The 11,954-nt window shown below is 73.0% G+C and carries 13 protein-coding genes; 6 read left to right on the forward strand and 7 right to left on the reverse strand.

Features of this window, described 5'->3' with window-relative positions; all coding sequences use genetic code 11:
• Positions 1–70 precede the first annotated feature (70 nt).
• Positions 71–694, reverse strand: a complete 624-nt coding sequence (locus ACGH52_RS07090) for a DedA family protein (RefSeq protein WP_121701184.1) — start codon at positions 692–694, stop codon at positions 71–73.
• Positions 695–776: 82 nt separating this feature from the next.
• Positions 777–1,214 carry a DUF4442 domain-containing protein gene (locus tag ACGH52_RS07095; protein WP_059297680.1) on the reverse strand — a complete coding sequence of 146 codons (438 nt, stop codon included), beginning with the start codon at positions 1,212–1,214 and terminating at the stop codon, positions 777–779.
• 84 nt (positions 1,215–1,298) lie between these two features.
• On the opposite strand from ACGH52_RS07095, the gene ACGH52_RS07100 reads away from it, so the two are divergent.
• Both ACGH52_RS07100 and ACGH52_RS07105 read left to right on the forward strand, forming a co-directional pair.
• Entirely contained in the window at positions 1,299–2,270 is a 972-nt protein-coding gene (locus ACGH52_RS07100) for a hypothetical protein (RefSeq protein ID WP_399938229.1), read from the forward strand.
• 75 nt (positions 2,271–2,345) lie between these two features.
• Positions 2,346–3,374 (forward strand): hypothetical protein, encoded by a 1,029-nt coding sequence (locus tag ACGH52_RS07105; RefSeq protein ID WP_399938231.1) that lies wholly within the window; start codon positions 2,346–2,348, stop codon positions 3,372–3,374.
• Between the two features lie 24 nt (positions 3,375–3,398).
• Here ACGH52_RS07105 and ACGH52_RS07110 read toward each other — a convergent pair whose 3' ends face one another.
• From ACGH52_RS07110 to ACGH52_RS07120, 3 genes are all read right to left on the reverse strand, one after another.
• Positions 3,399–4,244: a fused MFS/spermidine synthase gene (locus tag ACGH52_RS07110; protein WP_059297683.1), complete on the reverse strand. Its 846-nt coding sequence runs from the start codon at positions 4,242–4,244 to the stop codon at positions 3,399–3,401.
• Positions 4,245–4,275: 31 nt separating this feature from the next.
• Complete coding sequence (tuf, locus tag ACGH52_RS07115; protein WP_121701339.1) at positions 4,276–5,454, reverse strand: elongation factor Tu; 1,179 nt, start codon at positions 5,452–5,454, stop codon at positions 4,276–4,278.
• Between the two features lie 272 nt (positions 5,455–5,726).
• Positions 5,727–6,449, reverse strand: coding sequence for a DNA alkylation repair protein (locus ACGH52_RS07120; RefSeq protein ID WP_399938234.1), 723 nt, complete (start codon positions 6,447–6,449; stop codon positions 5,727–5,729).
• Between the two features lie 49 nt (positions 6,450–6,498).
• Between ACGH52_RS07120 and ACGH52_RS07125 the strand changes: the two genes are divergently transcribed.
• The 3 genes from ACGH52_RS07125 (at position 6,499) to ACGH52_RS07135 (ending at position 8,589) form a co-directional block, all read left to right on the forward strand.
• Positions 6,499–7,275, forward strand: coding sequence for a TVP38/TMEM64 family protein (locus ACGH52_RS07125; protein ID WP_076973338.1), 777 nt, complete (start codon positions 6,499–6,501; stop codon positions 7,273–7,275).
• A gap of 195 nt (positions 7,276–7,470) precedes the next feature.
• The gene (locus tag ACGH52_RS07130) at positions 7,471–8,346 is read left to right on the forward strand and encodes an undecaprenyl-diphosphate phosphatase (RefSeq protein ID WP_059297687.1); all 876 of its coding nucleotides are present in this window, start codon (positions 7,471–7,473) and stop codon (positions 8,344–8,346) included.
• 63 nt (positions 8,347–8,409) lie between these two features.
• A complete protein-coding gene (locus ACGH52_RS07135) occupies positions 8,410–8,589 on the forward strand; it encodes a hypothetical protein (protein ID WP_063124331.1) in 180 nt (59 codons plus the stop codon).
• A 47-nt stretch (positions 8,590–8,636) separates the two neighbouring features.
• Here the strand turns inward: ACGH52_RS07135 and ACGH52_RS07140 are convergent, their stop codons facing one another.
• Entirely contained in the window at positions 8,637–9,377 is a 741-nt protein-coding gene (locus ACGH52_RS07140; RefSeq protein ID WP_210976984.1) for an SDR family NAD(P)-dependent oxidoreductase, read from the reverse strand.
• A 170-nt stretch (positions 9,378–9,547) separates the two neighbouring features.
• Here ACGH52_RS07140 and lnt point away from each other — a divergent pair, with 170 nt between their 5' ends.
• Complete coding sequence (gene lnt / locus ACGH52_RS07145) at positions 9,548–11,122, forward strand: apolipoprotein N-acyltransferase (RefSeq protein ID WP_121700809.1); 1,575 nt, start codon at positions 9,548–9,550, stop codon at positions 11,120–11,122.
• On the opposite strand, the gene ACGH52_RS07150 is transcribed toward lnt, so the two are convergent.
• Positions 11,046–11,951, reverse strand: a complete 906-nt coding sequence (locus tag ACGH52_RS07150; protein ID WP_399938237.1) for a Gfo/Idh/MocA family protein — start codon at positions 11,949–11,951, stop codon at positions 11,046–11,048. The two genes, lnt and ACGH52_RS07150, sit on opposite strands and share 77 nt — an antisense overlap.
• Positions 11,952–11,954: the final 3 nt, after the last annotated feature.

Genomic DNA, 11,954 nt, shown 5'->3' on the forward strand with positions numbered 1-11,954 from the left:
GGTTGTGGTTGCTCGCGCTCACGCGGCGGAGCCGCACATCGACACAGCCCCGCGCCCCTTCGGGCGCGCTTCACTCCCCCGCAGTGATCGGCTGGGCCTTGCCCGCCCTGCGTTTGACGATCAGCATCGAGGCGACGCCGATGACGACGGCCAGGACCAGGCCCAGCCAGGAGAATCGCTTGAGCCAGTCCTCCGCGACGACGCCGACGTAGTAGATGACGGCGGTGGTGCCGCCCGCCCAGACGATGCCGCCGAGGACGTTGGCGATCAGGAACTTCCAGTACGGCATCCGCAGCACACCGGCCAGCGGGCCCGCGAAGATCCGCAGCAGGGCGACGAAGCGGCCGAAGAACACGGCCCACATGCCCCACTTCTGGAAGGACCGCTCGGCGGTGGCAACGTGCCCCTCGCTGAAGTGCTTGGGGAATTTTCTGCCCAGCCAGGCCAGCAGGGGCCGGCCGCCCTTGCGGCCGATGGCGTATCCGATGGAGTCGCCGATCACCGCGCCCGCGCTGGCACAGGCGCCGAGGACCAGCGGGTCGACCCCGCCGTGCTGCGACGACAGCAGGGCCGCCGACACCAGGATGATCTCGCCGGGCAACGGGATGCCCAGGCTCTCCAGACCGATGACCAGCGCGACGACGGCGTAGACGGCCGCCGCGGGCACCGTGTCGAGCCATTCCTGGACGTGCAACGCCCCATCCTCCGCTTCGCGTGGCTGCTTCCCGGTGCGCCCCGATCGGGGCGCACCGGGAAGCGTACCGGGTCTGCGGGGGTCAGCCGTTGGGGCGCAGGGTCCATATGACGGTCATCTCACCGGTGACGGCTCCGTCCTCGCGCCGGATGGCGACGCTCACCGGGAACTCGGGGCGGCTGCCGGCGTCCAGTTCGGCGACGACCTCCGTGGCGGGGCGGCCGAGGGTCGCGGTGGCGGTGACCGGGCCGAGGGCGATCTTCTTGAAGGCGATCTCCGCGGTGACCGGCAGCGGCACCGCCCGGGAGAGCTGGTCGCCGAAGGCGGCCAGCACGATCGCGCCGCTGGCCGACTCGCCCAGCGTGAACATGGCTCCGGCGTGCGGCCCGCCGACGTGGTTGCGGTACTCGGCCTGGTCGGGGAGGGCCAGGACGGCCTTCTCCGGGGTGGTCTCCAGGTACGCGAGGTTCAGGGTCCTGACCATCGGCACCGTGGCGGCGAGCAACTCGCCGATCGACATCTGATCTGCGCTCATGCCCGCAGGTTACCCGTGAGTAGCAACCGGGGCCAGGCACCCGGGAAGATCGCCGTATGCTGGGCGCCCATGTGGCCAGGAGAGCAGTCATCCACCGGCGGACCGGACCCCCACCAGCCCAACCCGTACCGGCAGCCCGGCTACCAGCAGCAGCCGCCGTACGCGGGGCAGCCGCAGCCCGCTCCCTGGAACGCGCCGACGGTCGCCTCCGGCGGTCCGGGCGGGGGCCCGGCCGGCCGGGGGCCCGGCAACGGCCGTACGAAGGTGATCGCGGTCGTCGCCGCGGCGGCCGTGGTGGTCGCCGCGGCCGTGACCGGCGCCGTCCTGCTGGGCGGGGGCGAGGACGAGGAGGCCCGGCCGGGTCCCGCCGCCTCCTCCGCGGCGGCCTCCTCCCCGGCCGCGTCCGCCGCCGACGACCCGCGCGGCGGTGACGACGCCCCGAAGCCCACCGTCGAGGGCTGGACCGTCGTGGCCAACCCCGACCATGGCATCGCCTTCGACGTACCGGCGTCCTGGGTGCCGCAGTCGCGCGACTGGGTCACCTACGTCGCGGAGGACGACGACCCCGACGAGAAGCCCCTGGTCGCCATGAAGGCCCCCGCCGTGCTGAAGGAGAAGTGGTGCGGGTCGGACGACGACCGGGACGGTTCGGTCGACCACACACCCCTGGCCAGTGCGGGCACCCGCGGCAACAACGGCGCCCGGAGCACCGAGGAGATCGCCCGGAACGACTCCGCGGCCTGGGTCTACGGGGCCTTCACCCAGCCGGACCGGGACAAGGTCACCACCGGGCCGGTGACGTCGTTCACCACCGCCTCCGGCATCGAGGGCAGTGTGGCCACCTCCCGGTCGTCCGGGGTGGCGAAGAAGGACAAGTGCGACGTGAACGGCAAGGCGACCACCTTCGCCTTCGAGTCCGCCGACGGCGACTTCCTCTCGTGGTCCTTCTTCGGCGCGGCGGATGTCGCCGACGAGGTGCCCGACGCCACCGTCCGCGAAATCCTCGCCACCGTCAGGGAGTACGCCCCGTCGGAGTCCTGAGTCCCCCGTTTCGGTACGTCCCTGACAAGGCCCGGTGACCGAATCGTGTCCTGGGCGGCGTTAGGGTGACTGCTCATGTGGCCAGGACAGCAGCCGCCCGGGGGCGAGCAGAACCCGCAGAACAATCCGTACCAGCAGCCGGGGTACCAGCAGCCGAATCCGTATCAGCAGCCCGGCTACCAGCAGCAGCCCGGCGCGTACGGGCAGCAGCAGTGGAGCACGCCGCAGCCGGCCACCGCTCCGCAGCCGGTGACGGGCGGCGGCGGGGGCGGCGGTGGCGGCAACCGGACGAAGCTGGTCGCGATCATCGCGTCCCTCGCCGTGGTCGTGGCCGCGGGCGTCACCGGGTTCCTGGTGCTGGGTGGTGACAAGGACGACCAGGCGGACGACGGCAAGGACAAGAAGACGTCCGCGAGTCCGACCGTGGAGAAGTCCGAGTCCCCCTCCGCCGACCCGAGCGCGTCCGGCTCCGCCGAGAACCCGCGCGGGGGCGAGGGGGCGAAGGCCACCGTCGACGGCTGGAAGGTCGTCGCCAACCCGCGCTTCGGCACCATGTTCGACGTGCCGGCGGACTGGGAGATCGAGAGCACCGACACCAGCGTCGGCTTCGAGTGGGAAGAGGACGGCAAGACCGACCGCACCACCGTCACCGCCCCGGCCTATCTGAAGTCCGAGTGGTGCACGACCGACGAGAACAAGGACGGCCGCAAGGAGAGCACCTCCCTCGCCACCGTCGGTACCCGGGGCGAGAGCGGCGCGAAGACCACCGACCAGGCGGCCGAGACGCGGGTGCCGTGGTGGATCTACGGCGGTTACACCCAGCCCGACAAGAAGAGCGTGAAGTACGGCAAGCCGAAGGCGTACACGACCGCGTCCGGCATCAAGGGCAGCGTCATCACCGCGCACTCGGAGGGCACGCCCCAGAAGGGCAAGTGCGACACCGAGGGCAAGGCGATCACCTTCGCGTTCAAGAACAGCGCGGGCGACTACGTCACCTGGAACCTGTACGGCGCCAAGGGCGTCAAGGAGGAGGTCCCGGAGGCGACGGTCCAGAAGATCCTCAGCACCGTGCGCCTCACCGAGGAACCGCCGACCGAGTCGTAGGCACACCGGGCCGGGCGGCGCCGTTCAGCCGATGCCGAACGCCCCGGCGGGCGGCTCGGGCGACGGTACGGCGTCCTCGTCGCGCACCGGACGGGCGTCGCCGGTGAAGTCCCGCAGGGCGGGCCCGTGCTCGACCCTGGCGGGGAAGGCGTCGGCGGCGGTGCGCCGGGCCAGGGCCGCGGTGTCCAGCGGCCGGTGCGCGGCGACGAGCACCGCGTTGCCGAAGCGGCGCCCGCGCAGCACGCCCGGTTCGGCGATCAGCGCCAGCTCCGCGAAGTACGCGGCGAAGGTGGCCAGTTGGCCGCGCAGGAAGCCGAACGGCGCCCCGTCGGCCAGGTTGGCCACGTAGACACCGTCGGCGCGCAGGACCCGGGCCGCCTCGCGCGCGTAGCCGACGGACGTCAGGTGCGCGGGCACCCGTGAGCCGCCGAAGACGTCGGCGACCAGCACGTCGGCCGAGTCCGCGGGCGCGGCCGCGAGCCAGGCGCGGGCGTCGGCGCCGTGTGCGGTGACGCCCGCGTCCGGGGGCAGCGGAAGGTGCTCGGCGACCAGGTCGAGGAGCCCCCCGTCGGCCTCGACGACGTGCTGCCGCGAGCCGGGCCGGGTCGCGGCCACGTACCGGGGCAGGGTGAACGCGCCGCCGCCCAGGTGCAGGACGTCCAGCGCACGCCCCGGCTCGGCGACCGTGTCCAGGACGTGGCCGAGCCGGCGCGTGTACTCGAACTCCAGGTGCGCCGGCTCGTCCAGGTCGACGTACGACTGCGGCGCTCCGTCGACCGTGAGCAGCCAGGCCCGTTCGCGGTCGACGTCGGGCATGAGCTTGGCGGTGCCGTGGTCGGTGACGCGGCTGACGGGTATGGCTTCGTTCACCCGCCCATTGTGCCGGTGCCCGGCGGCACGCCTACTCCACCGCGGTCACGGTCCCGGCCGCCACGGTCCGCCCGCCCTCGCGGACGGCGAAACCGAGCCCCGTCTCCAGGGGCACGTCCCGCCCCAGCTCGACCGTCATGGTGACGGTGTCCCCGGGCCGGGCCACGGCCACCTCGCCGAGGTCCACGTCGCCGACCACGTCCGCGGTCCGGATGTAGAACTGCGGCCGGTAGCCGGTGGTCAGGGGAGTGGAGCGCCCGCCCTCGCGCGTCGACAGCACGTACACCCGCGCGGTGAAGCGGCGCGCGGGCACGACGCTGCCGGGCGCGGCGACCACGTGCCCGCGGCGCACGGCGTCGCGGGCGACTCCGCGCAGCAGCAGCGCCACGTTGTCCCCGGCCTGCGCCTCCTCCATCGGCTTGCCGAAGGTCTCCAGGCCGGTGACGACCGTCTCGACGGACGCGCCGAGCACCTCGACCCGGTCGCCGACGCGCACGGTGCCGCGCTCGACGGCGCCGGTGACGACGGTGCCGCGGCCGGTGATGGTGAGCACGTTCTCCACCGGCAGCAGGAACGGCGCGTCCAGGTACCGCTCGGGCATGGGCACGTACGTGTCCACGGCGTCGAGCAGCGCCTCGACGGACGCCGTCCACCTCGGGTCGTTCTCCAGGGCCTTCAGCCCCGAGACCCGTACGACGGGCACGGCGTCGCCGCCGTAGCCGTGCGCGCTGAGCAGTTCGCGGACCTCCAGCTCCACCAGGTCGGTCAGCTCCTCGTCCCCGGCGTCGGCCTTGTTGAGCGCGACCACGATGTGGTCGACGCCCACCTGGCGGGCGAGCAGCACGTGTTCGGCGGTCTGCGGCATGATCCCGTCGAGGGCGGAGACGACGAGGATCGCCCCGTCGAGCTGGGCGGCGCCGGTGACCATGTTCTTGACGTAGTCGGCGTGGCCGGGCATGTCGACGTGCGCGTAGTGCCGGGTGTCGGTCTCGTACTCGACGTGCGCGATGTTGATGGTGATGCCGCGCGCCGCCTCCTCCGGGGCGCGGTCGATGCGGTCGAACGAGACGTACTGGGTGGTGCCGCCGGCCCCGCGCTCGGCAAGGACCTTGGTGATGGCGGCGGTCAGGGTGGTCTTGCCGTGGTCGACATGGCCCATCGTGCCGATGTTCAGATGCGGTTTGGTGCGGACGTACGCCGTCTTGGACATGGCGGTACCTCGAAGCCTCGTGGCGGTGGTGGGGACCCCTGGGGCCGGCCGACCCTCCCCCTGCGGGGTCCGCCGGACGATCCGGGGAGGGTCAGCTTCGGGCGCCGTCGACTGCGGCGGTGAAGTGGGCGACGGCAGCCTTCGGGGCATCCGCGACCGCGGATGCTGCGAGGTGGAAGGCGTACCGGAACATGACGCCGATCATCGCCGACGCTTCGTCCCCCGTCGAATGGTTTTCACGGGAACGGGAGTTCGATGCCGCGTATCGCGGGCTACCGGCCGATGGTCCGCAGCGCCTCCCGCGCGGACAGGGGTGCGAGGCGGGTGCGGTGCTCGGCCACGAAGGCGCGCACGGCGTCCGGGTCGGTCTTGGCGTACTCGCGCAGGCACCAGCCGACGGCCTTGCGGACGAAGAAGTCGCCGTGGTCCGACCGGCGCAGGCAGTAGCCGAAGAGGCGGTCGGTATCGGTGCGTTCCTTGTAACGGAGCTGGTGCAGGAGCGCCGCGCGGACCAGCCAGCGGTCCTCGTCCTCGATCCAGGCGTCCATGTCGGCCGTGAGGCCGCGGTCGGCGGCGACCAGGCCCCCGACGACGTGCGCGGCGAGCAGGTCGACGGTGTCCCACCAGGGGACCGTGGTGAGCAGATACCGGGTCACGGGCAGGAAACCGGACGAGCAGTGCGTCACATACCGGCGCAGGTAGTCGACGGCGAAGTAGTGGTACTCGCGCTCGGGCAGCCGCCAGCAGCGCAGCGCGACCGCGGCGCAGTCCGACTCGTCCGGGCGGGGCACGTCCGCCAGCACCGTGCGGGACAGGGAGCGGCGAACGGGCGAGGTCAGGCCCAGGAAAGGCGCCACGTCCTTCATGTACGCCCGCATCCCGGCGGCCCGCTCGGGGTCGGCCGCGGCGGGGTACTCGACGGTGAGCCGCTCCAGTACCGTGTCGGCGAGGGCGCTGTGCGGCGCGTCCGGAATCGGCCGGGCTGTGACGCTCATGAGACGCACCATACGGCGATCACACACATATGTCGGTTAGTGTCACCGGATGCTCGATGCCACCACCCGCTCTGGGGGCACCGCCACGGTCTCTCCCCGGGCCGCCGCCGAACTCGCCGTCGCCACCGCCGCCGGGCCCGCCGCGCCGACCGGCTTCGCCGCGCGTGTGACGAGAGTGCTGCTGTCGCCGTGGTCCCGGCTCTCCCTGCTTGTCGCCCTGCTGGCCTCGGCCGCGACGGCGGTGGTGCTGTTCCAGCCGCAGCAGCTGCTGACGAACGGCTGGCCGCCGCAGCTCGGGGGTGCGGCGGCGGCCCTCGCGTACGCGGTGGCGTACGGGCTGTGCACGGTCGCCTTCGTGCCGCGCCCGCTGCTCAATCTGGCGGCCGGCGCCCTGTTCGGCTCGCAGCTGGGGCTGGGCTCCGCGCTGGCGGGGACGGTGCTCGGCGCCGGGATCGCCTTCTGTCTCGGCCGGGTGCTGGGCCAGGAGGCGCTGCGGCCGCTGCTGCGGGGCAAGTGGCTCAAGGCCGCGGACGGTCAGCTCAGCCGGCACGGTTTCCGCTCGATGCTGGCGGCGCGACTGTTCCCCGGGGTGCCGTTCGCCGCCGCCAACTACTGCGCCGCCGTCTCCCGGATGGGCCTGCTGCCCTTCCTGCTGGCGACGGGGCTCGGTTCGATCCCCAACACCGCCGCCTACGTCGTCGCGGGCGCCCGTGCCTCGACGCCCACCTCGCCCGCCTTCCTGATCGCGCTGGCCTGCATCGCCCTGCCGGGGCTCGCGGGTGCCGTGGTGGCCTGGCGCAAGCGGCACCGGCTGCGCGGCCACTGACGAGGCGTCGCACCGCCGCCGGGCGGGCCCCGCGGTGGTGCGGGGGCCTGCTCACCCCCCGACGTCCGGGGTTCATTTCGGGGCGCTACGCTGCCCCTCGGCACGCCAGGTCCCGATCACCGCACGCGACGGTTCGGCGTGTCCGCCGACCGTTTCTCGCCGTTCCTCGATCGCCGCTTGGACTGACGCAACTCCATGTCTTGGTTTGAATCCCTCATCCTCGGACTCGTCCAGGGGCTGACCGAGTTCCTGCCCGTGTCCTCCAGCGCGCACCTGCGGCTGACCGCGGCGTTCTCCGGCTGGCACGACCCGGGCGCGGCCTTCACGGCGATCACCCAGATCGGCACCGAGGCCGCGGTGCTCATCTACTTCCGCAAGGACATCGGGCGGATCATCTCGGCGTGGACGCGCTCACTCACCGACAAGTCGATGCGCCACGACCCCGACGCGCGCATGGGCTGGCTGGTGATCGTCGGCTCGATCCCGATCGGGGTGCTCGGCCTGACGCTGAAGGACCAGATCGAGGGCCCCTTCCGCGACCTGCGGATCACCGCGACGATGCTGATCGTCGTCGGTGTGATCATCGGCATCGCCGACCGGATGGCCGCCCGGGACGAGAAGGGCGGCCGGCACCGCGCGCCGCAGCAGCGCAAGGAGCTGGAGAACCTGGGCGTGCGGGACGGCCTGATCTACGGCCTGTGCCAGGCGGCGGCCCTCATCCCCGGCGTCTCCCGCTCCGGCGCGACCATCAGCGGCGGCCTCTTCATGGGCTACCGGCGCGAGGCCGCCGCGCGGTACTCGTTCCTGCTCGCGATCCCGGCGGTGCTCGCCTCCGGCGTCTTCGAGCTGAAGGACGCGATGGAGAGCGACCACGTCTCGTGGGGACCGACGCTCTTCGCCACGGTCATCGCCTTCGGCACCGGTTACGTGGTCATCGCATGGTTCATGAAGTTCATCTCCACCAAGAGCTTCATGCCGTTCGTCTGGTACCGCATCGCGCTCGGGATCGTCATCATCGCCCTGGTCGCGACGGGTGCCCTCAGCCCGCACGCCGCGGAGTCCTCCGGCTGAGGCGCACCGCTTGTGTAGCCGTCCGGTAGCGCAGTGTCAGTGCTTGCCCCTAGGCTTGTCCGCATGTCCCCCGATTACGTGACGCCTGGTTCCGTGCGGTCCGCCGCGGAGCTGAACGAGCAGATCCGCGCGCTGTGGCGGCGCGCGGGCGGGACCCTGTCCGCGCAGGAGCGCGTGGAGTACGAGTTGCTGGTGGTCGAGTGGGCGACCGCGCTCCGCGGCGAGGTCATCGAGGCGGCCTGAGCGGGGGCCCGGCCCCCGCCCGCCGCGACCCGGTCCCCCGGCCCCGGTCAGCGCCCGCCTGCCACCCGGAGCACCGTCCCCGTCGTGTACGACGCCTCGGGCGACAGCAGCCAGGAGATCGCCGCGGCGATCTCCTCCGCGCGGCCCGCGCGCCCCATCGGCACCGCCGCCCCCATCCGCGCCGCCCGGCCGGCATCGCCCGCCGCCGCGTGCATCTCGGTGTCGATCACCCCGGGCGCGACGGCGTTGACCCGGATCCCGTCCGGGCCGAGTTCCTTGGCCAGCCCCAGCGTCAGCGCGTCGACACCCGCCTTGCTCGCCGCGTAGTGCACGTACTCCCCCGGGCTGCCGAGGGTCGCGGCGCCGGACGACACGTTCACGATCGCACCGCTCCCCCGCGGCGTCATCAGCCGCGCCGCCCGCCGGGCGCACAGCAGCACGCCCAGCAGATTGACGTCGAGGACCCGTCGCAGGTCCGCGGTGTCGCTGTCGGCCAGCCGTCCCAGCGGGCCGGTCACGGCCGCGTTGTTCACCAGCCCCGTCACCGGGCCGAGCCGCTCCTCCGCCACGTCGAAGATCCGCTCGACGTCGGACTCGACGGACGTGTCCGCGCGCACCGCGACACCGCTCCCGCCCGCCTCGCGCACCCCTGCCACGACCGTCTCGGCGGCCGCGGAGTCGCGCGCGTAGCCCACGACGACGTCGTGGCCGTCCGCCGCGAGGCGCAGACAGGTCGCCGCACCGATCCCCCGGCTGCCGCCGGTGACCACCGTGATGGGCCGTGCCATGAGTACCTCCACTTTTGATCGATCATCGATCATCCTAGGCGAGGCTTCACGCGCTGGACAGGGTTCGGTGTGATCCACACGGGCTTCGGTGTGATCAACTGAATTCGCCTCGTCGCGTGCGCACACTGTAGGGATCACCGGGTAGGGAACACATCGGTAGGGAGGAGCCCATGAAGACGCTCGACCGCTGGCTCGCCTCCCCGTGGCGGCGCTCGACCCTCGCCGTGCTCGTCGGGGCCCTGCCCGTGCTCGCCTTCCCGGGCCCCGCCCTGTGGTGGTGGGCCTGGTTCGCGCTGGTCCCCTGGATCCTGCTGGCCCGGACCGCGCCGGGCGGCAGGCGCGCGGCGTACGACGGGTGGTGCGGCGGGTTCGGGTTCGTGCTGGCCATGCACCACTGGCTGCTGCCCAACCTGCACGTGTTCACGTTCGTCATCGCGGCGCTGCTCGGCGCGCTGTGGGTCCCCTGGGGCTGGCTGGTGCGCCGGACGCTGGGCGGGGCTCCGTCCACCGGCCGGGTCGCGGCGGCCCTGGTGGTGCTGCCGTCGGGCTGGCTGCTGGCGGAGCTGGTCCGCTCCTGGCAGGGGCTCGGCGGCCCCTGGGGGATGCTCGGCGCCAGCCAGTGGCAGGTCGCCCCGGCGCTGCGCCTCGCCTCGGTGGGCGGCGTGTGGCTGCTCAGCTTCCTGGTCGTGGCCGTCAACGTCGCGCTCGCCGTCCTCGTCGCCGTGCGCCGGGCGAGGGTGCCGGCCCTGGCGGGGCTCGTCGCCACGGCCGCGGCCACCTCGGCGGCGTGGGTCTGGTCACCTCGCCCGGGCACCGACGAGCGGGCCGCGATCGCCGTGGTGCAGCCGGGCGTCGTCGCCGGGGCGGACAGCGCCGACCGGCGGTTCGACCGCGAGGAGCAGCTGACCCGGCGGCTCGCGGACCGGGACCTCGATCTGATCGTCTGGGGCGAGAGCAGCGTCGGCTTCGACCTGGACGACCGGCCGGACCTCGCCCGGCGGCTCGCCGCGCTCTCCCGGGAGACCGGCGCGGACATCCTGGTCAACGTGGACGCGCGGCGCTCCGACAAACCCGGCATCTACAAGAGTTCGGTGCTCGTCGGACCCGAGGGCCCGACCGGCGACCGGTACGACAAGATGCGGCTCGTCCCCTTCGGGGAGTACGTGCCCTTCCGCTCGGTGCTCGGCTGGGCCACCTCCGTCGGCAAGGCGGCCGGCGAGGACCGCAGGCAGGGCACCGAGCAGGTGGTGATGGACGTCGGCGACGGCCTGCGGATCGGGCCGATGGTCTGCTTCGAGAGCGCGTTCCCCGACATGAGCCGCAGCCTCGTCGCCGACGGCGCCGAGGTGCTGGTCGCCCAGTCCTCGACCTCGACCTTCCAGCACACCTGGGCGCCCGAGCAGCACGCCTCGCTCGCCGCGCTGCGCGCCGCCGAGACCGGCCGGCCCATGGTGCACGCGACGCTGACGGGAGTCTCCGCCGTCTACGACGCGAACGGCGCACGGATCGGCTCCTGGCTCGGCACCGACGCGAGCGCCTCGCGGGTGTACGAGATCCCCCTCACCCACGGCAGCACGCCGTACGTCCGCTACGGAGACTGGACGGTGTACGCGGCGCTGGGCATCCTCGCCGCCTGGGGCGCCGCCGAGGGCGTGCGGGCGGTGCGCTTCAGGCGGGGCCGTCCTGCACGGCCCGGACCACCCGCTCACACAGCTCATGGGTCTCCAGCGCGTCCCGGGCGCTGAGCACCTTCGCGGAGCGCACCGCGTCGAGGAAGGCGAGCACCGCCTGCTCGATGCCGCGCTGACGGGCCACGGGAACCCAGTCGCCGCGCCGCCGCACGGTGGGCTGGCCCTTGTGGTCGATCACCTCGGCGAGGTTGACCACCTGGCGCTTGGTGTCCTGTCCGGAGACCTCCAGGATCTCCTCCGCCGAGCCGCTGAGCCGGTTCATCACGCCGAGCGCGGTGAAGCCGTCCCCGGCGAGCTGGAGCACCACGTGGTGGAGCAGGCCGCCCTCGGTCCGGGCGCGGACGGTCACGTCGTCGACCGGTCCCGGCACCAGGAACCTCAGCGTGTCGACGACGTGGATGAAGTCGTCGAGGATCATCGTGCGCGGGTCCTCGGGCAGTCCGGTGCGGTTCTTCTGCATGAGGATCAGCTCGCGCGGGTGCTCGGCGCACTGCGCGTACCCGGGGGCGTGGCGCCGGTTGAAGCCGACGGCGAGGCTGGTGGAGCGCTCCTCGGCGAGGGTCACCAGGCGCGCGGAGTCGGCGAGTTCGTAGGCGAGGGGCTTGTCCACGTAGGTGGGGACACCGGCTTCGAGGAGCCGGGTCACGATCTCGGGGTGGGCGGCGGTCGGCGCGTGCACGAAGGCGGCGTCCAGGCCCTGGGCGAGGAGCGCGTCGAGGTCGGCGTGGCGCTGCGCCGGCGGGATGCGCAGCCGGTCCGCGACCCGGGTGAGGGTGGCGGGGGTGCGGGTCTGCAGGTGCGGTTCGATCCCGGGGAGGGCGGCGAGCACCGGCAGGTAGGCCTTCTGCGCGATGTCGCCGAGTCCGATGCAGCCGACCTTCACGGG

The sequence above is a fragment of the Streptomyces sp. BBFR25 genome, from assembly GCF_044590125.1.
Taxonomy (GTDB): domain Bacteria; phylum Actinomycetota; class Actinomycetes; order Streptomycetales; family Streptomycetaceae; genus Streptomyces; species Streptomyces canus_D.